Source organism: Streptococcus sp. LMAG:39 (genome assembly GCF_008680485.1).
Lineage (GTDB): Bacteria > Bacillota > Bacilli > Lactobacillales > Streptococcaceae > Streptococcus > Streptococcus pasteurianus.
Window position 1 is genome coordinate 1361662 of sequence record NZ_NALE01000001.1, and the last position, 20806, is coordinate 1382467.

General features: G+C 39.6%; 14 protein-coding genes and 1 pseudogene. 14 read left to right on the forward strand and 1 reads right to left on the reverse strand.

Annotated features, from left to right (window positions below; all coding sequences use genetic code 11):
* Nucleotides 1–369 precede the first annotated feature (369 nt).
* Nucleotides 370–1815 (forward strand): sucrose phosphorylase, encoded by a 1446-nt coding sequence (gene gtfA / locus CCC20_RS06985; protein WP_058692683.1) that lies wholly within the window; start codon nt 370–372, stop codon nt 1813–1815.
* Between the two features lie 116 nt (nt 1816–1931).
* The gene (gene dexB / locus CCC20_RS06990) at nt 1932–3542 is read left to right on the forward strand and encodes a glucan 1,6-alpha-glucosidase DexB (RefSeq protein ID WP_058692684.1); all 1611 of its coding nucleotides are present in this window, start codon (nt 1932–1934) and stop codon (nt 3540–3542) included.
* Nucleotides 3543–3598: 56 nt separating this feature from the next.
* Here the strand turns inward: dexB and CCC20_RS06995 are convergent, their stop codons facing one another.
* Nucleotides 3599–4597, reverse strand: coding sequence for a LacI family DNA-binding transcriptional regulator (locus tag CCC20_RS06995; protein ID WP_058692685.1), 999 nt, complete (start codon nt 4595–4597; stop codon nt 3599–3601).
* Nucleotides 4598–4748: 151 nt separating this feature from the next.
* On the opposite strand from CCC20_RS06995, the gene CCC20_RS07000 reads away from it, so the two are divergent.
* The 12 genes and pseudogenes from CCC20_RS07000 to CCC20_RS07055 all read left to right on the forward strand — a co-directional run bounded on the left by CCC20_RS07000 (nt 4749) and on the right by CCC20_RS07055 (nt 20694).
* Nucleotides 4749–5921 (forward strand): galactokinase, encoded by a 1173-nt coding sequence (locus CCC20_RS07000; RefSeq protein WP_117575443.1) that lies wholly within the window; start codon nt 4749–4751, stop codon nt 5919–5921.
* A gap of 19 nt (nt 5922–5940) precedes the next feature.
* On the forward strand, nt 5941–7410 hold the full coding sequence (gene galT, locus CCC20_RS07005; protein ID WP_270619688.1) for a UDP-glucose--hexose-1-phosphate uridylyltransferase: 1470 nt from the start codon (nt 5941–5943) through the stop codon (nt 7408–7410).
* 9 nt (nt 7411–7419) lie between these two features.
* Nucleotides 7420–8418 (forward strand): UDP-glucose 4-epimerase GalE, encoded by a 999-nt coding sequence (galE, locus tag CCC20_RS07010; RefSeq protein WP_003063121.1) that lies wholly within the window; start codon nt 7420–7422, stop codon nt 8416–8418.
* Nucleotides 8419–8477: 59 nt separating this feature from the next.
* Nucleotides 8478–9337, forward strand: a pseudogene (locus CCC20_RS07015) (GNAT family N-acetyltransferase).
* Nucleotides 9338–9445: 108 nt separating this feature from the next.
* On the forward strand, nt 9446–9817 hold the full coding sequence (yajC, locus tag CCC20_RS07020; RefSeq protein WP_058692687.1) for a preprotein translocase subunit YajC: 372 nt from the start codon (nt 9446–9448) through the stop codon (nt 9815–9817).
* 153 nt (nt 9818–9970) lie between these two features.
* Nucleotides 9971–10720, forward strand: coding sequence for an undecaprenyl pyrophosphate synthase (gene uppS / locus CCC20_RS07025; RefSeq protein ID WP_003063129.1), 750 nt, complete (start codon nt 9971–9973; stop codon nt 10718–10720).
* 12 nt (nt 10721–10732) lie between these two features.
* The gene (locus CCC20_RS07030) at nt 10733–11527 is read left to right on the forward strand and encodes a phosphatidate cytidylyltransferase (protein WP_003063131.1); all 795 of its coding nucleotides are present in this window, start codon (nt 10733–10735) and stop codon (nt 11525–11527) included.
* Between the two features lie 100 nt (nt 11528–11627).
* Nucleotides 11628–12890, forward strand: a complete 1263-nt coding sequence (gene rseP / locus CCC20_RS07035) for an RIP metalloprotease RseP (RefSeq protein ID WP_009853340.1) — start codon at nt 11628–11630, stop codon at nt 12888–12890.
* 161 nt (nt 12891–13051) lie between these two features.
* Entirely contained in the window at nt 13052–14908 is a 1857-nt protein-coding gene (locus CCC20_RS07040) for a proline--tRNA ligase (protein ID WP_003063137.1), read from the forward strand.
* A 178-nt stretch (nt 14909–15086) separates the two neighbouring features.
* The gene (locus tag CCC20_RS07045; protein ID WP_285394908.1) at nt 15087–19481 is read left to right on the forward strand and encodes a PolC-type DNA polymerase III; all 4395 of its coding nucleotides are present in this window, start codon (nt 15087–15089) and stop codon (nt 19479–19481) included.
* Nucleotides 19482–19589: 108 nt separating this feature from the next.
* Nucleotides 19590–20042 (forward strand): MarR family winged helix-turn-helix transcriptional regulator, encoded by a 453-nt coding sequence (locus CCC20_RS07050; protein ID WP_003063141.1) that lies wholly within the window; start codon nt 19590–19592, stop codon nt 20040–20042.
* Nucleotides 20043–20148: 106 nt separating this feature from the next.
* Nucleotides 20149–20694 carry an NADPH-dependent FMN reductase gene (locus CCC20_RS07055; RefSeq protein ID WP_003063143.1) on the forward strand — a complete coding sequence of 182 codons (546 nt, stop codon included), beginning with the start codon at nt 20149–20151 and terminating at the stop codon, nt 20692–20694.
* Nucleotides 20695–20806 lie beyond the last annotated feature (112 nt).

The window sequence follows — 20806 nt, forward strand, 5'->3', positions numbered from 1 at the left end:
GCGAGCGTAGCAAAAATAGGAATTTTGACGAAGAACGTGTACGTTCTAGGAAAAAATTATCTTTTTTGCACTGCTCGTAGGTCGTGTTCAACTTAACTTGGTATAGTTGATGGTTGCTAAAGCAACTCATCAACTAACGCTAACCGCTATTGCGGCTTAGCTAACCACCTTACTAGCTCGAAAACAAAATATTATCGATTTTGTTTTCTCACGTCGTAATATATAAGGCGTATAGCGGGGACAGTGAAAAAATAAGGAAGTGACACGGTGTCATTAAGGCACAAGGAGGCTCATCTTTTTCACCAAGCCCGTAGCCCGAGTTCAACGATATCACAATATAAATGATGAAAATAAAATAAAGGAATAACTATGGGAATTCAAAATAAAACAATGTTAATCACTTACTCGGATAGTCTGGGTAAAAATTTAAAAGAACTTAAACAAAATCTTGATAAGTATTTCGGGGAGGCAGTTGGTGGTATCCATCTATTGCCATTCTTTCCGTCAACTGGTGACCGTGGTTTTGCCCCTGTCGATTATGATGAGGTAGATTCTACATTTGGTACTTGGGATGATGTGAAAGGCTTGGGTGAAAACTATTATCTTATGTTTGATTTCATGATTAACCATATTTCTCGTCAATCAAAATATTACAAAGATTATCAAGAAAAACACGAAGCTAGTGCTTACAAGGATATGTTTCTTAACTGGGATAAATTTTGGCCAGAAAATCGTCCGACACAAGTTGATGTGGACTTGATTTACAAGCGTAAAGACCGCGCACCAAAACAAGAAATTCATTTTACAGATGGTTCGGTTGAGCATTTGTGGAATACATTTGGTGAGGAACAAATTGACCTTGACGTGACAAAAGAAGTGACCATAGATTTCATTCGAAAAACCATCAAACACCTAGCAGAAAATGGATGTGACCTCATTCGTCTAGATGCATTTGCTTATGCAGTTAAGAAATTGGATACCAATGATTTCTTTGTGGAGCCAGACATTTGGGAATTACTTGATAAAGTGCGTAGCATTGCAGCGGAATCTGGCACAGAATTGCTTCCAGAAATTCATGAGCACTATTCAATCCAGTTTAAGATTGCTGAGCATGACTATTATGTCTATGATTTTGCACTTCCAATGGTGACGCTTTATAGCCTATATAGCAGAAAAGTTGACCGTTTGGCAAAATGGTTGAAAATGTCGCCGATGAAGCAATTTACAACGCTTGATACACATGATGGAATTGGTGTGGTTGATGTCAAAGATATTTTGACAGATGATGAAATTGATTATACCTCCAGTGAACTTTATAAAGTTGGTGCTAATGTCAAACGTAAATACTCATCTGCTGAATACAATAATCTCGATATTTATCAGATTAATTCGACTTATTATTCTGCACTTGGTGATGATGACAAGAAATATTTCTTAGCACGCTTGATTCAGGTTTTTGCCCCGGGTATTCCACAAGTTTATTATGTTGGATTTTTAGCAGGAAAAAATGATCTTGATTTGTTAGAAAAAACAAAAGAAGGCCGCAACATCAATCGTCATTATTACACGAATGAAGAAATTGCTGAAGAAGTCCGACGCCCAGTAGTTCAAGCTTTGCTCAAACTCTTTACTTTTCGAAATCAATCAGCTGCTTTTGACCTTGATGGCAGTATTGATGTAGAGATATTAGATGAAAATACGCTTGTAATCACTCGCCGTAATCAAGGTAGCAGTGTGGTTGCGGAAGCCCAAATTAATTTAAAAGAGTTAAGCTACGCAGTTAAAGAAAACGGGGAAGAAGTTACTTTCTTATAATCTAAAGGTAGCTGGGCAAACTCCTAGCTTCCTTTTTATTTTTATAACGCAAACGCTTGCGCAAATAACAAGAAAGCGTTAAAATAAAGACAAATAAATCAAAATAGAGGTGTACTATGGAAAAACATTGGTGGCATAAAGCAACCATTTATCAAATTTACCCAAAATCATTTAAGGATTCAAATGGTGATGGGATTGGTGATTTGCAAGGGATTATCAGTAAACTTGACTACTTACAAAAGCTTGGTATTACAGCGATTTGGCTTTCTCCCGTTTATCAGTCTCCAATGGATGATAATGGTTATGATATTTCAAATTATGAGGCGATTGCGGATATTTTTGGAGATATGTCTGACATGGAAGAATTGCTAGCGCAGGCAAAAGCGCGTGGTATTCGCATTATCATGGATTTGGTGGTTAATCACACATCAGATGAACACGCTTGGTTTGTTGAAGCGCGTGAAAATCCTGCCAGCCCATACCGTGATTTTTACATTTGGCGTGATGAACCAAATGAGCTTGATTCTATTTTTGGTGGCTCTGCCTGGGCATATGATGGCAAAACTGGGCAATATTATTTGCACTTTTTCAGCAAGAAACAGCCAGATTTGAATTGGGAAAATTTCGCATTACGCAAGTCTGTTTACGACATGATGAATCGCTGGATTGACAAAGGTATTTCTGGCTTTCGTATGGACGTGATTGACATGATTGGGAAAATGCCAGACCAATTAATTTCTAATAATGGACCAAAATTGCATGATTATCTCAAAGAAATGCATCAAGAAACCTTGGCTGGAAAGGATTTGTTAACGGTTGGCGAAACTTGGGGCGCAACACCAGAAATTGCTAAGCAGTACTCATCCCCAGATGAAAAAGAATTATCAATGGTTTTTCAATTTGAACATATCGGTCTGCAACACAAGCCAAATGCTTCAAAATGGGAATACGAAAAAGAATTAAATGTTCCCGCACTCAAAGCCATTTTCAACAAGTGGCAGACAGAGCTTGAGCTTGGTCAGGGGTGGAATTCGCTTTTTTGGGACAATCATGATTTGCCACGTGTTTTATCAATTTGGGGAGACACAGACACTTATCGTGAAAAATCAGCCAAAGCGCTAGCGATTTGCTTGCACCTAATGCGTGGTACGCCTTACATCTACCAAGGAGAAGAAATCGGCATGACTAACTATCCTTTCAAGGATTTAGGAGAAATTGATGACATTGAGTCACTCAATTTTGCCAAAGAAGCGCTTGAAAATGGTAAGACGTCAGAAGAAGTGCTAGACAGTATTCGCATGATTGGACGCGATAATGCTAGAACGCCAATGCAATGGGATAGTAGCAAGAATGCAGGATTTTCAACAGCTGATAAGACTTGGTTGCCAGTTAATCCAAACTATCAGGACATCAATGTCCAAGCTGCTTTAGACAATCCAGAATCTATTTTCTATACTTATCAAAAACTCATCAAGCTTCGCAAGGAAAATGAGTGGTTGATTGATGCGGATTTTGAACTTTTAGAGACAGCAGATAAGGTCTTTGCCTATCTCAGAAAAACTGCGGACGCTACTTATCTTGTTGTGGCTAACCTATCGAACCAAGTGCAACCATTTGAATGCGACCTTAGCTACCAAGCAACTATTATCAGCAATACCGCAGAACTTGCTGATTTTGAAAATCATCAACTTCAACCATGGGATGCCTTTTGCGTTAAAGTTGGGTAAAAATATGAAATAAAACGAGCTCCAAATTTAAATTTGGAGCTCGTTATTAACGTCTTTTATTTCGTGCTATCTCGCAATGTTAGGGTGGTTGCAAGTCTTGTCATTGTTGGGATAGTGTTATGGTTGATAAGTTGGCGGTTAAGGATGTCAACGGCAGTCCGTCCCATTTCTTCAGTATAGACAGTGATGCTTGATAAGGCTGGAAAGACTTGTTTAGTTAGTGGGGTGTCGTTAAAAGAGATGAGGCTAACACGGTCTGGAACAATGATACTAGCTTCTTGGAGAGCGCGAAGCGCACCGATTGCAAGGGTGTCATTGGCAACAAAGAAAGCTTGAGGGAGGTCATTACCAAGTTCGGTAATGGCTTTTTTCATTAATTCATATCCTGCTTGTGCTGAAAAATCTCCGACAAATACGTAGTTAGGATTGTAGAGATTATTTTCATAGACGTAATTTTTGAAAGTACGGAAGCGTTGATCAACAATGAGTTCTTGTTGGTCGGTTGTGCGTTCTTCGCCAGCAATCATCCCGATTTTTGTGAACCCTTGGTCCATAAAGTAATCAAGCACCTTGATAACAGCATTATCAAAATCAGTGGTCACGCAAGGGTGTCCTGCATTGAGTGTGTCGCTGTCAACAAACACAAGATTTTGAGACAATTTTTCGAGTTTTGAAATTTGTGCGCTAGAAAATTTACCAATGGCAATAATACCACAGATGTTTTCAGAAATCGTTAAAGTATCATTATTAAAGTAACGAACAATATCATAACCCAACTCTTGAGCGCGTTTTTCGAGTCCGATACGAATGCTGTAATAATAGAGGTCATTGAGTTCTTCTTGCTCACTGTACCATTGCACAATAGCAATTTTTTGCCGTTCTTGTAAGATATTTGTGCTGCGTTTGTGCTTTTCGTACCCCAACTCTTCAGCAACGGTTAAAATGCGATGCCGTGTTTCCTCGCTAACAGAAAGGGTAGCGTCTTGATTAAGCACCCGAGAAACGGTTGCTGATGAAACCTTTGCCAACTTTGCAATGTCTTTTAATGTAGCCATAAGTCATCCCTTCTTTCTTATCTTTATTATAGCACAAAAATTAATATAAAGAAAATTTTAAGTAAAACTTTAGTAAAATTTATTGACTTGGAACATCATTAGGTGTACAATGAAACCGTAATCATAGAAGAAGTAAAAAAAGGAGACCCTCATGAAAGTTACAGAATTAAAAGAAGCCTTCACAGCCGTATTTGGCAATGAAGCAGACGCAACCTTTTTCTCACCAGGACGTATCAATTTGATTGGTGAACATACAGACTACAATGGTGGTCATGTTTTCCCAGCGGCTATCACCCTTGGAACATACGGTGCAGCTCGCAAACGTGATGACCAAACACTTCGTTTTTATTCAGCAAACTTTGCTGATTTAGGCATTATCGAGGTTGACCTTGCTAATCTTGTCTTTGATACAAAAGACAGCTGGACGAATTATCCAAAAGGAGTTATCAAATTCTTGCAAGAAGCTGGGTATACGATTAATACTGGTTTTGACCTTTACGTCAATGGGAATATTCCAAACGGTTCAGGCTTGTCATCATCAGCTTCGTTAGAGCTCTTGGTCGGAATTGTTGCTGAAGAATTATTTGACCTCAACTTAGACCGTCTTGACTTAGTAAAAATTGGTAAACAAACGGAAAATGAATTTATCGGCGTTAATTCAGGAATCATGGACCAATTTGCTATTGGTATGGGAGCTGACAAACAAGCTATTTACCTTGATACCAACACATTAGAATACGACCTTGTGCCGCTTGATTTAGGTGACAATGTCATTGTTATCATGAATACTAACAAACGCCGTGAATTGGCTGATTCAAAATACAATGAACGTCGTGCCGAATGTGAAAAAGCCGTTGAAGAATTGAATCAAGTGCTTGATATCAAGACACTTGGTGAACTTGATTTGCAAGCTTTTGATGAATACAGTTACCTCATTAAAGATGCTAATCGTCTCAAACGTGCTCGTCACGCTGTTTGGGAAAATCAACGCACTCTTCAAGCCAAAGAAGCTTTGATTGCAGGTGAACTTGAAAAATTTGGTCGTTTGGTCAATGCCTCACATGTGTCACTTGAGCATGATTACGAAGTGACTGGTATTGAGCTTGATACCCTTGCTCATACCGCTTGGAAACAAGAAGGTGTCCTTGGAGCTCGTATGACAGGAGCGGGCTTTGGTGGTTGCGGTATTGCCATTGTCGCTAAAGATAAAGTTGATGAATTCACCCAAAATGTCGGCAAGGCTTATACAGAAACCATTGGCTATGCGCCAGCTTTCTACATTGCCGAAATTGCAGGTGGCTCACGTGTCTTGTCTCGAAAATAAGTAAGATTAGAGAAGAAAAATGAAACTTTTAGATACTTTTGTTGCTAAAGTTATTGCAGTTAGCGACTACACAGAAGATGATATGTTTTACTTGTGTAATCGTGTCCTTGCCCTTGTTGGCGAAGAAGGCTCACAGCAAGAAACGAAGCAAACAGAACTTATTGCCCTCAAAGATGAACTGGTTGACCTAGCTGTGCAAAATGGCAAGGTTGGTGAATTGGTGACCGAAAAAGATTGTTTGGGTGCTGAGTTAATGAATTTTATCACACCTGTTCCAAGTCAGGTGAACCGTGAATTCTGGGATACTTATGCAAAATCTCCTCAACAAGCTATCGCAGATTTTTACGCCCTCAGCAAACGCAACGATTACATTAAAGTTGCTGCAATCGCAAAAAATATTGCCTTTACAACACCATCACAATATGGCGATATTCAAATCACAATCAATTTATCAAAACCTGAAAAAGACCCCAAAGCTATTGCACAAGCTAAACTGGTCAAAGCTTCCTCATATCCAAAATGCCAACTTTGCATGGAAAATGAAGGTTACCAAGGTAGGATTAACCACCCTGCCCGTGCTAACCACCGCATTATCCGTATGAAGTTAGGTGATGAAAAATGGGGCTTCCAGTATTCACCTTATGCTTACTTCAATGAACACTGCATTATTTTAAATACTGAGCATGTGCCAATGGTTATTAGCAAGGATACTTTTGCGCAATTATTGGACATTGTTGATATTTTTCCAGGGTATTTTGCAGGGTCAAATTCTGATTTACCAATTGTTGGTGGGTCAATTTTGACACACAATCACTATCAAGGTGGGCATCATGTCTTTCCTATGGAAATAGCAGAGCTAGACCGTGAGTTTCATTTCAAAGGCTTTTCTGATGTGACAGCTGGTATTGTCGACTGGCCAATGTCTGTTATTCGTTTGCGTAGCGCTGATAAAAATCGTTTGGTTGAACTAGCTGAAATCATTCGCTTGGCTTGGCGTGATTATTCTGATGATAGCGTTGATGTTGTCGCCTATACAGGAGACACACCGCACCACACCGTGACCCCGATTGCTCGTAAACGTCGTGGCTTGTTTGAATTGGACATTGTCCTTCGTGACAATCACACGACTGCTGAATTTCCTGACGGTGTTTATCATCCGCACGCTGATGTGCAACACATCAAAAAAGAAAATATCGGTCTGATTGAGGTTATGGGCTTAGCTATTTTACCTCCGCGTCTGAAAGATGAACTGTCAGAAGTTGAAAAATATCTTTTGAACCAGTATAATGAAATCGCTGACTATCACAAAGATTGGGCAGATAATATTAAAAAACGTACGGATATTACGGCTAAATCAGTGTATAATATTGTACAAGAGGAAGTCGGAAAAGTTTTTGTTCGTGTTTTAGAAGACGCAGGTGTTTACAAACGTGATGAAAAAGGTCAAGCTGCCTTTATGCGTTTTGTAGATAGCGTGGGGTTAGAATAGGAGAAATACATGTCAATTTTAGTGCTTGGTGGGGCTGGTTATATCGGTTCTCACATGGTTGACCGTTTGGTTGAAAAAGGTGACGAAGAAGTCGTCGTGGTTGATAGTTTGGTGACAGGGCACCGTGCTGCGGTTCACCCTGATGCGATATTTTATCAAGGCGACCTTGCTGACCAAGACTTTATGCGTAAAGTCTTTACAGAAAATCCAGATATTGATGCTGTCATTCACTTTGCGGCTTATTCATTGGTTGCTGAATCAATGGAAAAACCTTTAAAATACTTTGATAACAATACAGCAGGCATGGTCAAATTGCTTGAAGTGATGAATGAATTTGGCGTGAAGCACATTGTTTTCTCATCAACAGCAGCAACTTATGGCATTCCAGATGAAATTCCAATCAAAGAAACAACACCACAACGCCCAATCAATCCGTATGGCGAAAGTAAACTCATGATGGAAACAATCATGAAATGGTCTGACCAAGCTTACGGTATTAAATTTGTACCGCTTCGCTATTTTAATGTTGCTGGTGCAAAACCAGACGGTTCAATCGGTGAAGACCACGGTCCAGAAACACACTTGTTACCAATTATTTTGCAAGTGGCACAAGGTGTACGTGAAAAAATCATGATTTTTGGTAATGATTACAACACGCCAGATGGCACAAATGTCCGTGATTATGTTCACCCATTTGACCTAGCAGATGCGCATTTACTTGCGGTTAAATACCTTCGTGAAGGTAATCCGTCAACGGCATTCAATCTTGGTTCTTCAACAGGATTTTCAAATCTTCAAATTCTCGAAGCAGCTCGTAAAGTGACTGGCAAAGAAATTCCAGCTGAACTGGCTGACCGTCGCCCTGGTGACCCAGATACTCTTATCGCGTCATCTGACAAAGCGCGTGAAGTCCTTGGTTGGAAACCACAATTTGACGACATTGAAAAAATCATTGCCTCAGCATGGGCATGGCACTCAAGCCACCCAAATGGCTATAATGACAGATAAATATAATAGGACACCAAGTTCAACTTGGTGTCCTGTTCTTGATTATAAAAGGAGATATTATGGAAATTATTAGGACTAATGTTTTAACAGATGAGGAATTGTTGGCAGCTAATGTACTTATCAAGGTTGTTCAAGCGTTTGACCAGACACATCGCACACCGTATTTGTCTAATCAGCTTAATTTTGATGCGGATATGCCAGCGTTTTTCTTGGGTTATGATGAGGGAAAATTAGTGGTTTTATTAACCGTTTATGCTGATTGCCAAGAAGCCGAGCTTGCTATTTTGGTTCACCCAAATCATCGTCGAAAGGGGTATGCAAAGGCGCTCTGGCGTGAATTTGATGAGATTAGACGTGATTATCAACTAAGACCAATCATCATGACTGAGAAGTGTTTTTTTAGACAAAAATCCTTACTTAATCAGGCATTTGGGCATGGTGTTAGAACCTGATTTTTGAATATTGGTTGATACGTGAGCGAGAACCATATCCTTTAGAAGAACGCACGGATTTAACCGTTCTTGAGGCTAGTACAGCACATATTGAAGTTATTGCTGATTTCCAAATGAAGGCTTTTAAAGAATCGAAAGAACAAGCGCTTCATTATGCCAAAGGGGCTTTGGAAGATGAGAATGGCAAGCTGTATACTGTCATGAGAGGAGATACAGTTTTGTCCTCTTGTACAGTTGATTTTAGCACGGATTATAACTATTTTTACGGTTTTGCGGTGGTTGAGGATTGTCGCGGTCAAGGAATTGGCACTTATTTTATGAAAAGGTTGGTGAATCAATTGATTGCTGAAAATGAGAAAGCCTTTCAGATTGCAGTTGAGTCAGCCAACATTGCAGCTAAGCATCTATATGAAAAATTAGGATTCAAAGAACAGACTCAAGTGTTTTATGTGAAAACATTGACATAGTTCACACGTTGAACCCCTGCTTTATTACTATATTTAACGGTCAATTCTTGCGTTGATAACTTAAATTTGGTATAGTAAATTTTGACATTATAAATTTGGAGGAAACATATGGGAACAATTATTATGTTGGTTGTGTTGGTTGGTATGATTTGGTTCATGCAACGTTCACAAAAGAAACAAGCTCAAGAACGTCAAAATCAGCTTAAAGCACTAGCTAAAGGTGATGAAATTGTAACTATCGGTGGTCTTTACGGAGTCATTGACGAAGTAGATGAAGATAACCAAAAAATGGTTTTAGACATTGATGGTGTTTACTTGACATTTGAATTGAGCGCTTTGAAACGTGTTATTAACCGTGCAGAACCAGAAACTGTTGAACCTGAAACAACTGTTATCGAAGAAGTAACAGAAACAGAAGCAGTTGTTGAAGAAGCTGCTGAGGAAGTAAGCACAGATGCTGCTATTGAAAGTAAAGATTAATACATGAAGTCAGATGTGAAAAACGTCTGGCTTTTTAAATGCAATATTTGGAGAATTTTCTAGCATAATCTGCTTAAAAGCGTGTAATAAGTGGAGAAAAAATTGCTGATTTATGATAAAATATTATAGCGAGTATGCTTTTAAGGAAATGTTATGTTTAAATTTAGAAAAAAAGAAAAGGCGATAAGCCTTGAAAAGATTCCAAAACACATCGGAATCATCATGGATGGAAATGGTCGCTGGGCGAAGAAGCGTATGCAACCACGTGTCATGGGACACAAAGCAGGAATGGATGCTCTGCAAGACGTCACTATTGCGGCTTCTGAACTTGGTGTTAAAGTTTTGACGGTCTATGCCTTTTCAACTGAAAATTGGTCTCGTCCCGAAGATGAAGTTAAATTCATTATGAATTTACCAGTCGAATTCTTTGATAAATATGTCCCTGAATTGGACGCAAATAATGTCAAAGTTCAAGTTATTGGTGAAACAGACCGCCTGCCAAAAGATACTTTTGATGCGATGAAACGTGCTTGCGAGAAAACAAAGCACAATTCTGGTTTGATTTTGAATTTTGCGCTTAATTATGGTGGACGTTCAGAAATCACAGAAGCAGTAAAAAACATTGCCCAAGAAGTGCTTGAAGCTAAAATCAATCCTGATGACATTACAGAAGATGTGATTTCAAACCACTTGATGACAAACCACTTACCGTATTTATACCGTGACCCTGATTTGATTATTCGAACAAGCGGTGAGCTTCGCCTAAGTAATTTTCTGCCTTGGCAGTCAGCTTATAGTGAATTCTATTTCACACCAGTTTTATGGCCTGATTTCAAAAAAGATGAGCTGATTAAGGCAATTGCTGAATACAATCGACGTCATCGTCGTTTTGGTGGAATATAGAAAGGAAATGTCATGAAACAACGTGTGATTTGGGGGGCGATTGCCTTACTAATTTTACTGCCGTTTCTGTTGTCAGGAGGCTTATCTTTCCAAGTTTTTGCTGGTCTTTTAGCGATGATTGGTGTGGCAGAAATGTTGCGCATGAAACGTCTAGAATTTTTCTCAATTGAAGGTGTTTTAGCGATGTTGGGAGCTTTTGTTCTTACTGTGCCTTTGGATAATTATTTTACATCGCTACCGCTGGACTCAAGTTTTTCAGTTTATGGCTTGCTAGTTTTTCTACTCTTGGCTGGAACTGTTTTAAACAGTGATGATTATTCATTTGACGATGTTTCTTATCCGATTGCGGCTAGTCTTTACGTCGGCATCGGTTTTCAAAACCTTGTTAATGCTCGTATCAGCGGTTTAGATAAAGTTTTATTTGCTTTGTTTATCGTTTGGGCGACTGACATCGGTGCTTACATGATTGGACGTCGTTTTGGACGTCGTAAATTGTTACCGAAAGTTTCTCCGAATAAAACAATTGAAGGTAGCCTTGGAGGAATTGTCTGTGCTGTTATTGTTGCTTTGATTTTCATGCTTGTTGATAAGGCAGTCTATACACCGCATAATCTTTTTGCAATGCTTATTTATGTTGTGTTGTTTAGTGTTTTTGGTCAATTCGGTGATTTGGTTGAGAGTGCTATCAAACGTCACTTTGGCGTGAAAGATTCAGGCAAATTAATCCCTGGTCATGGTGGTATTTTGGACCGCTTTGATTCAATGATTTTTGTCTTTCCAATGATGCATCTCCTTGGTCTTTTCTAATTTGATTGTGAGTTAACGCTGACAAGTCACTCTTGTCGCTTAATGGCTAGTGAATGATTATTAGGATAATATCAAATTTACTGGTATGGAAAGGAGTAAAATGCTCGGAATTTTAACCTTTATTATCGTTTTTGGAATTTTAGTTATTGTCCATGAATTTGGGCACCTTTACTTTGCTAAAAAGTCTGGCATCTTAGTACGAGAATTTTCTATCGGAATGGGCCCGAAAATCTTTTCGCATATTGATAAAGAGGGTACCGCTTATACAATTCGTATCCTACCTCTGGGTGGCTATGTACGCATGGCTGGTTGGGGTGATGATACGACGGAAATCAAGACTGGAACGCCTGCCAGTTTGACACTAAATCAAGACGGTTTAGTGACACGTATTAATTTATCACAAAAGCAGTTGGACAACACCGCTCTTCCGATGAATGTCACAGCTTATGATTTAGAGGATAAGTTGGAAATCACAGGTCTAGTGCTTGATGAAACGAAAACCTATTCTGTTGACCATGATGCGACTATTGTCGAGGAAGATGGTACAGAAATCCGTATTGCACCGCTAGATGTACAATATCAAAATGCAACAGTTTGGGGACGTTTAATCACAAACTTTGCTGGTCCGTTGAATAACTTTATTTTGGGAACAATTGTCTTTATCCTTCTTGTTTTCATGCAAGGTGGTGTTCAAGATACGTCAACGAATGTTATTCAAGTAACTGACGGTGGTGCCATGCAGGCAGCTGGTGTTGAAAGTGGTGACCGTGTCTTATCCATCGAAAATTATGACATCTCTAATTGGTCTGATTTGACGGAGGCTGTCACAAAAGCAACTGAAAATATTTCAAGTGGTGATACGATTTCCGTAACCGTTGAAACCAGCTCAGGAAAGACTGAAACGCTTGATATAACACCGAAAGAAAATAATGGTAGTTATTATATCGGTGTTTCGCCAGAATTGAAAACAGGTTTCTGGGACAAGGTCACTGGTGGCTTCCAAATGGCTTGGCAAAGCGCGACCGCTATTCTGACAGCTTTGAAAGGCTTGATTTCAAACTTTAGTTTGGATAAATTAGGTGGTCCTGTTGCTATGTACCAAGCTTCAAGTCAAGCTGCTTCAAATGGATTGACTTCAGTTCTTTACTTATTGGCGCTATTGTCAATGAACTTAGGAATTGTGAATTTGATTCCGATTCCAGCTTTGGATGGCGGAAAAATTTTGATGAACCTTATCGAAATTGTTCGTCGTAAACCGCTTAAACAAGAAACCGAAACTTATATCACCCTAGTTGGCGTTGTTATCATGCTTGTTTTGATGATTGCTGTCACTTGGAACGATATTATGCGAGTTTTCTTTTAGATATATCTGGTTACGCCTAAATGATGTAGTACAATAATTTATAAATAAAACCTATTTTTTAGAAAGGAATTTATACGGCCTTTTATAAAAAGAAGATAAGTGAGCTACTTGTTTGATTGAAGAGCTTACTTATTTTCATGATTTGACCGTTATATTTTGTTATGAAACAATCACAAATGCTTATCCCTACGCTTCGCGAAATGCCAAGCGATGCCCAAGTTATCAGTCATGCCCTTATGGTACGTGCTGGTTACGTTCGCCAAGTCTCAGCAGGTATTTACGCTTACTTGCCACTTGCTAACCGTACGATTGAAAAATTCAAAGCAATCATGCGTGAAGAATTTGAAAAAATTGGTGCGGTTGAAATGCTTGCCCCAGCACTTTTGAATGCTGATCTTTGGCGTGAATCAGGTCGTTACGAAACTTATGGTGAAGACCTTTATAAACTTAAAAACCGTGATAAATCAGACTTCATTCTTGGTCCAACACACGAAGAAACATTCACAAGTCTTGTCCGTGATGCGGTAAAATCATACAAACAATTGCCATTGAACCTTTATCAAATCCAATCTAAATATCGCGATGAAAAACGTCCTCGTAATGGACTTCTTCGTACACGTGAATTTATCATGAAAGATGGTTATAGTTTCCACGCTGACTACGAAGGATTGGACACAACTTACGAAGATTACCGTAAAGCATATGAAGCTATCTTTACACGTGCTGGTCTTGATTTCAAAGGTATCATTGGTGACGGTGGTGCCATGGGTGGTAAAGATTCTCAAGAGTTTATGGCTATCACTCCAGACCGTACAGACCTTGACCGTTGGTTGGTTCTTGATAAATCAATCGCTTCAATTGATGAAATTCCAGCTGATGTTTTAGAAGATATCAAAAAAGAATTGGCATCATGGTTGGTTTCAGGTGAAGATACCATTGCTTACTCAACAGAATCAAGCTACGCTGCTAACCTTGAAATGGCAAGCAATGAATATAAACCAACAACAAAAGTTGTCGCTCAAGAAGATGTCAAACGTGTGGAAACACCAGATTGCAAATCAATTGATGATGTTGCTGCATTCTTGAAAGTTGACGAAGAACAAACAATCAAAACACTTTTCTTCGTTGCTGATAATGAACCAGTAGTTGCTCTTCTTGTCGGAAATGACCAAGTCAATGATGTTAAATTGAAAAACTATCTTGGAGCTGATTTCCTTGAACCTGCAAGCGAAGAAGAAGCTGTTGAAGTCTTTGGTGCTAACTTTGGTTCACTTGGACCAGTTAACCTTCCTGAAAATGTCCGCATCGTTGCTGACCGCAAAGTGCAAGATGTTGCCAATGCAGTTGTTGGCGCAAACGAAAACGGCTATCACTTGACAGGTGTTAACCCAGGACGTGATTTTGAAGCGGAATACGTTGATATTCGTGAAGTTAAAGAAGGTGAAATCTCACCAGACGGTAAAGGTGTTCTTAAATTTGCTCGTGGTATCGAAATTGGACACATCTTCAAACTCGGTACTCGCTATTCAGAAAGCATGGGAGCAACAATCCTTGACCAAAATGGACGTGCTATTCCAATTATTATGGGATGCTATGGTATCGGTGTTAGCCGTATCTTGTCAGCTGTTATTGAACAACATGCCCGTCTCTTTGTTTCTAAAACACCAAAAGGCGCTTACCGCTTTGCATGGGGTATCAACTTCCCTAAAGAATTGGCACCGTTTGATGTACACGTCATCACTGTCAATGTGAAAGATGAAGAAGCACAAGCTTTGACAGCGAAAGTTGAAGCTGAATTGGTTGCTAAAGGTTACGAAGTCTTGGTTGACGACCGTAACGAACGTGTCGGCTCTAAATTCTCAGACAGCGACCTTATCGGTCTCCCGATTCGTGTCACAGTAGGTAAGAAAGCTGCTGACGGTATCGTTGAAGTGAAAATTAAAGCAACTGGCGATACTATCGAAGTTAACGCAGAAAACCTTATCGAAACTCTTGAAATTTTGACAAAAGAAAATTAATGATAACAAGGTCAGGCAGTCAGTTCTGACCTTTTTCTTTTGTGTCGAAAAAAGATTTCATTTGTGGTAAAATTAAGAGATAACGTAACTAGAAAAGAAGGCAAAATAGGGTAACCAAGAGGTGTATTTTGCCTTAGTAGATAAATTTAGTTTTTGGAATTGAGGTAGTTTACGCATTATGTCAGAATTATTTAAAAAATTGATGGAGCAAATCGATATGCCGCTTGACATGCGACAATCTTCTGCTTTTTCATCTGCAGATATTCGTGAAGTTAAGGTACATTCTGTATCTCGCCTCTGGGAGTTCCATTTTTCATTTGCGGAAATTTTGCCAATTGAAATCTATCGTGAATTGTCTTATCGATTGGTGAACACTTTTAAACAAGCGGATATCAGAGTGACTTTTGATATTCAGGCAGAAACTGTCGATTTTTCACAACCTTTATTGCAAACCTACTATGAAGAGGCTTTTGAGCATGCTCCGTGTGATAGCACCAGTTTCAAGGCTTCTTTTAGCAAATTGAAGGTTTCTTATGATGGTACCAAATTATTGATTGAAGCACCAGCATTTGTTAATAATGACCATTTTCGCAAAAATCATCTACCTAATCTAGCGCGTCAGTTTGAAGCGTTTGGTTTTGGCAAGCTTACCATAGACATGGTTTCTGATGAAGCGATGACGCAAGCTTTACGAGAAGATTTTACGTCAAATCGCGAAGCTATGGTGGAAAAAGCGGTGCAAGAAAATCGTGAGGCGGTTAAATCTTTGGAAGCTTCTATGCCTCCAGATGAAGAAACACCAAAAATTAAATTTGATTTTAAAGAACGTGCCAAACAGCGCCGTGCAGGTTTTGAAAATGCCGAAATCACACCAATGGTTGAAGTCACAACAGAAGAAAACCAAATTGTTTTTGAGGGGATGGTTTTTGACGTTGAGAAGAAAACAACTCGTACAGGACGTCACATTATTAATTTTAAAATGACTGACTACACATCAAGTTTTGCCATGCAGAAATGGGCAAAAGATGATGATGAGTTGAAAAAATACGATATGATCGCCAAAGGGGCATGGCTTCGAGTTCGTGGGAATGTTGAAAATAATAATTTCACCCATGCATTGACCATGAATGTACAAGATGTCAAAGAGATTGTTCATCATGACCGCAAGGATTTAATGCCAGAAGGTCAAAAACGTGTGGAATTCCATGCCCATACGAATATGTCAACCATGGATGCTTTGCCAACGGTTGAAGAATTAATTGATACAGCGGCGAAGTGGGGGCACAAGGCTGTTGCTATTACTGACCACGGAAATGTGCAAAGTTTTCCACACGGTTATCACAGAGCACGTAAAAATGGTATTAAGGCGATTTTTGGTTTAGAGGCTAATATCGTTGAGGACAAAGTGCCGATTGCCTACAATCCTCAAGATATTGAGTTAAACGAAGCTACCTACGTCGTATTTGACGTGGAAACGACTGGGCTTTCTGCGGTTAATAATGACTTGATTCAGATTGCGGCTTCAAAAATGTACAAGGGAAATATTGTTGAGCAGTTTGATGAGTTCATCAACCCAGGTCATCATTTATCAGCTTTTACAACGGAATTGACTGGTATTACGGATAATCATGTTCGCAATGCTAAACCGATTGAAGAAGTCCTTCAAATGTTCCAAAATTTTTGTCAGGATACTGTGCTAGTTGCCCACAATGCAACCTTTGACGTTGGCTTTATGAATGCCAATTATGAACGTCATGGCATGCCAATTATTACACAACCTGTCATTGATACCTTGGAATTTGCTCGAAATCTCTATCCAGAATACAAACGTCATGGTTTGGGACCATTGACCAAACGTTTCCAAGTTTCGCTAGAACACCATCATATGGCGAACTATGATGCGGAAGCAACGGGGCGCTTGCTCTTTATTTTCCTGAAAGAAGCACGTGAAAACCACAGTTTAGCTAACATGATGGATTTGAATACGAAATTAGTTGCTGAGGATTCTTACAAGAAAGCACGTGTCAAACACGCGACGATTTATGTTCAAAACCAAACAGGTTTGAAAAATATTTTCAAACTCGTCAGCCTTTCTAATGTCAAATATTTTGAAGGTGTAGCTCGCATTCCAAGAACGGTTCTTGACGCTCACCGTGAAGGGCTTTTGCTAGGAACAGCCTGCTCAGAGGGCGAAGTTTTTGATGCGGTCTTATCTTCAGGGGTAGATGCTGCGGTTAAAGTAGCAAAATATTATGATTTCATCGAAGTTATGCCACCAGCGCTTTACGCTCCGCTATTGGCGCAAGGAACAATCAAAGATGAAGAAGGTATTCGACAAGTCATCCGAGATTTGCTTGAGGTTGGACGTCGTCTGAACAAGCCTGTTTTGGCGACTGGGAATGTCCATTATATCGAGCCCGAAGATGAGATTTACCGTGAAATCATTGTCCGTAGTTTAGGGCAAGGGGCACCGATTAACCGTCCGATTGGTCGTGGTGAAAATGCCCAACCTGCTCCGTTACCAAAAGCGCATTTCCGTACAACCAATGAAATGTTAGATGAATTTGCCTTTCTTGGCGAAGATGTCGCGTATCAAATTGTTGTTAAGAATACCAATGATTTTGCTGACCGTTTCGAGGAAGTCGAGGTTGTTAAGAAAGACTTGTACACACCTTTCCTTGAAAAATCAGAAGAACGTGTCGCTGAAATGACCTATCAAAGAGCCTTTGAAATCTATGGTAATCCACTTCCTGATATCATCGATTTACGTATTGAAAAAGAATTAACGTCAATTTTGGGTAATGGATTTGCCGTGATTTACTTGGCTTCGCAGATGTTGGTAATTCGTTCCAACGACCGTGGTTACTTGGTTGGTTCGCGTGGTTCGGTTGGGTCAAGTTTTGTGGCAACCATGATTGGGATTACCGAAGTTAACCCAATGCCACCACATTATGTCTGTCCAAATTGTCAGCATTCAGAATTCATCACCGATGGTTCTGTCGGTTCTGGTTATGATTTGCCTGACAAGGATTGCCCAGAATGTGGCACACGTTACAAGAAAGATGGACACGATATTCCGTTTGAAACCTTCCTTGGTTTTGATGGCGACAAGGTTCCCGATATCGATTTGAACTTCTCTGGTGATGACCAACCGTCAGCTCACTTGGACGTTCGTGATATTTTTGGTGAACAATACGCCTTTCGTGCTGGAACCGTAGGTACGGTGGCAGACCGTACTGCTTACGGATTTGTTAAAGGTTACGAGCGTGATTATGGCAAATTCTATCCAGAAGCAGAAGTGGAACGCTTGGCACAAGGTGCAGCTGGCGTTAAACGTACGACTGGACAACACCCAGGTGGTATCGTTGTTATTCCAAACTACATGGATGTGTATGATTTTACCCCTGTTCAATACCCAGCGGACGATTTATCAGCAGAATGGCAAACCACTCACTTTAACTTCCACGATATCGATGAAAACGTCTTGAAACTTGATATTCTCGGTCATGATGATCCGACCATGATTCGTAAATTGCAGGATTTATCTGGTATCGATCCTAAGGATATTCCAGCTGATGACCCAGACGTTATGGCGCTTTTCTCAGGCACAGAAGTGCTTGGTGTCACCCCTGAACAAATCGGAACGCCGACAGGAATGCTTGGTATTCCAGAATTTGGGACAAACTTTGTTCGTGGTATGGTTGAAGAAACTCACCCAACAACATTTGCCGAATTGCTCCAGTTATCAGGGCTTTCTCATGGTACCGACGTTTGGCTAGGAAATGCTCAAGACTTGATTAAAGAAGGAATTGCTACGCTGAAAACCGTTATCGGTTGTCGTGACGACATCATGGTTTACCTCATGCACGCAGGTTTGGAGCCAAAAATGGCCTTTACTATTATGGAACGTGTGCGTAAGGGAATGTGGCTTAAAATCTCTGACGAAGAACGTAATGGATACATTGAAGCTATGCGAGAAAATAATGTGCCCGACTGGTACATTGAATCCTGTGGTAAAATCAAGTACATGTTCCCCAAAGCCCATGCGGCAGCCTATGTTTTAATGGCGCTTCGTGTAGCTTACTTTAAAGTACATTATCCGATTTACTACTACTGTGCTTATTTCTCAATCCGTGCTAAGGCCTTTGACATTAAGACAATGAGTGCTGGGCTTGATGCGGTGAAAGAACGCATGGCTGATATTTCTAATAAGCGTAAGAATAACGAAGCTTCAAATGTTGAAATTGATTTATACACCACACTTGAAATTGTCAATGAAATGCTCGAACGTGGTTATAAATTTGGTCAACTTGACCTTTACCGTAGTGATGCAATCGAGTTTATCATCGACGGTGATACGCTTATTCCACCGTTCGTAGCGATGGACGGTCTTGGTGAAAACGTTGCTAAGCAAATTGTTAAAGCACGTACAGAAGGAGAATTCCTCTCAAAAATGGAACTCCGCAAACGTGGTGGCGTTTCAGCCACATTAGTTGAAAAAATGGACGAAATGGGAATCCTCGGCAATATGCCAGAAGATAACCAATTAAGTCTATTTGATGATTTCTTTTAAGATAGAAACTTAACTAGGATAGAAACGAACAAATTGCTTTCAGAAAAACGGACGTGGTTTGTTCGTTTTCTTATGACATTTATAAAGGGGAATTTTTAAGGAGACGAAATGGCGAATTTCAAAAATAATGCTGTAAAATCAATGGTTGTGATGCGAAAAGCTTTTCGCACGATTGATGCTAGAGTATCAGAGTCGTTTAAAGTTGACCATTTGACACCGACTCAATTTGGTGTTTTAGACGTTCTTTATGCCAAAGGACCGATGAAAATCGCAGAACTACTAGACAGTATGTTGGCAACTTCTGGCAATATGACGGTTGTCATCAGAAATATGGAGAAAAAAGGTTGGGTGACACGTACCACTTGCCCTCACGATAAACGAGCCTATCTAGTTGGATTAACAGAGCAAGGATGCCAGGTCATTGAACACGCTCTACCGCTTCATATTGCTAAAATTGAGGAAACTTTTTCAGTGCTAACAGAGGACGAACAAGCAGAACTCATTCGACTTTTGAAAAAATTTAAACCTTGTGAGCAAAATAATTTACAAAATCAAAAATAAAGTGTACAATGGCAGCATATAAAAAGCACTATTTAGTGATAAATGATACTTTGATTTCTTTAAAATTAATCATTACTAAATAAATAACCTTTTTAAGGAGACTAATATGAAAAAAGTTCTATTTGTTGTTGGCTCATTACGTAGCGGTTCATTCAATGCTCAATTCGCTAAAAATGCTGAAAAAGTGCTTGAAGGAAAAGCAGAGATTAGCTATCTTGATTGGTCACAAGTACCAGTCTTTTCACAAGATTTAGAAGCTAATATTCCAGCAGCTGTTCAGGCAGCTCGTCAAGCTGTTTCAGAAGCTGATGCTATCTGGATTTTCTCACCTGTTTACAACTTTGCTATCCCAGGTTCTATGAAAAACTTGCTAGACTGGTTGTCACGTGCTATTGATCTTTCAGATCCAACAGGTCCATCAGCAATAAACGAAAAAGTAACTACGGTTTCTATTCTTGCTAATGGTGGTCACGAACAAGTAGCAGAAAGCTATCGTGCCTTGCTTCCATTCATTCGTACACAATTTGTCGATGAAATCACAACGACACGCGTAAATGATTCAGCTTGGGCAGATGGTGTGTTCGTTCCAACAGAAGAAGTTCTTGCAAACCTTGACAAACAAGCTCAAGCCCTTCTATCAGCAATCGACTAAGTCAAGTCATATAAAAAGCTCATTGTCAGCCGTAATAGTTGATAATGAGCTTTTTTATATTGGGGATACATCGAAATATCAAATTGATGATATTAACAACTATATTCTATAT

Bases quoted from the DNA above. Each gene is read 5' to 3' on its own strand.
- CCC20_RS07045 (WP_285394908.1), top strand. From the start codon at position 15,087: ATGTCAGAATTATTTAAAAAATTGATGGAGCAAATCGATATGCCGCTT.
- uppS (WP_003063129.1), top strand. From the start codon at position 9,971: ATGTTTAAATTTAGAAAAAAAGAAAAGGCGATAAGCCTTGAAAAGATT.
- CCC20_RS07030 (WP_003063131.1), top strand. From the start codon at position 10,733: ATGAAACAACGTGTGATTTGGGGGGCGATTGCCTTACTAATTTTACTG.
- yajC (WP_058692687.1), top strand. From the start codon at position 9,446: ATGGGAACAATTATTATGTTGGTTGTGTTGGTTGGTATGATTTGGTTC.
- CCC20_RS07040 (WP_003063137.1), top strand. From the start codon at position 13,052: ATGAAACAATCACAAATGCTTATCCCTACGCTTCGCGAAATGCCAAGC.
- dexB (WP_058692684.1), top strand. From the start codon at position 1,932: ATGGAAAAACATTGGTGGCATAAAGCAACCATTTATCAAATTTACCCA.
- CCC20_RS07055 (WP_003063143.1), top strand. From the start codon at position 20,149: ATGAAAAAAGTTCTATTTGTTGTTGGCTCATTACGTAGCGGTTCATTC.
- galT (WP_270619688.1), top strand. From the start codon at position 5,941: ATGAAACTTTTAGATACTTTTGTTGCTAAAGTTATTGCAGTTAGCGAC.
- CCC20_RS07050 (WP_003063141.1), top strand. From the start codon at position 19,590: ATGGCGAATTTCAAAAATAATGCTGTAAAATCAATGGTTGTGATGCGA.
- rseP (WP_009853340.1), top strand. From the start codon at position 11,628: ATGCTCGGAATTTTAACCTTTATTATCGTTTTTGGAATTTTAGTTATT.
- galE (WP_003063121.1), top strand. From the start codon at position 7,420: ATGTCAATTTTAGTGCTTGGTGGGGCTGGTTATATCGGTTCTCACATG.
- CCC20_RS06995 (WP_058692685.1), bottom strand. From the start codon at position 4,597: ATGGCTACATTAAAAGACATTGCAAAGTTGGCAAAGGTTTCATCAGCA.
- gtfA (WP_058692683.1), top strand. From the start codon at position 370: ATGGGAATTCAAAATAAAACAATGTTAATCACTTACTCGGATAGTCTG.
- CCC20_RS07000 (WP_117575443.1), top strand. From the start codon at position 4,749: ATGAAAGTTACAGAATTAAAAGAAGCCTTCACAGCCGTATTTGGCAAT.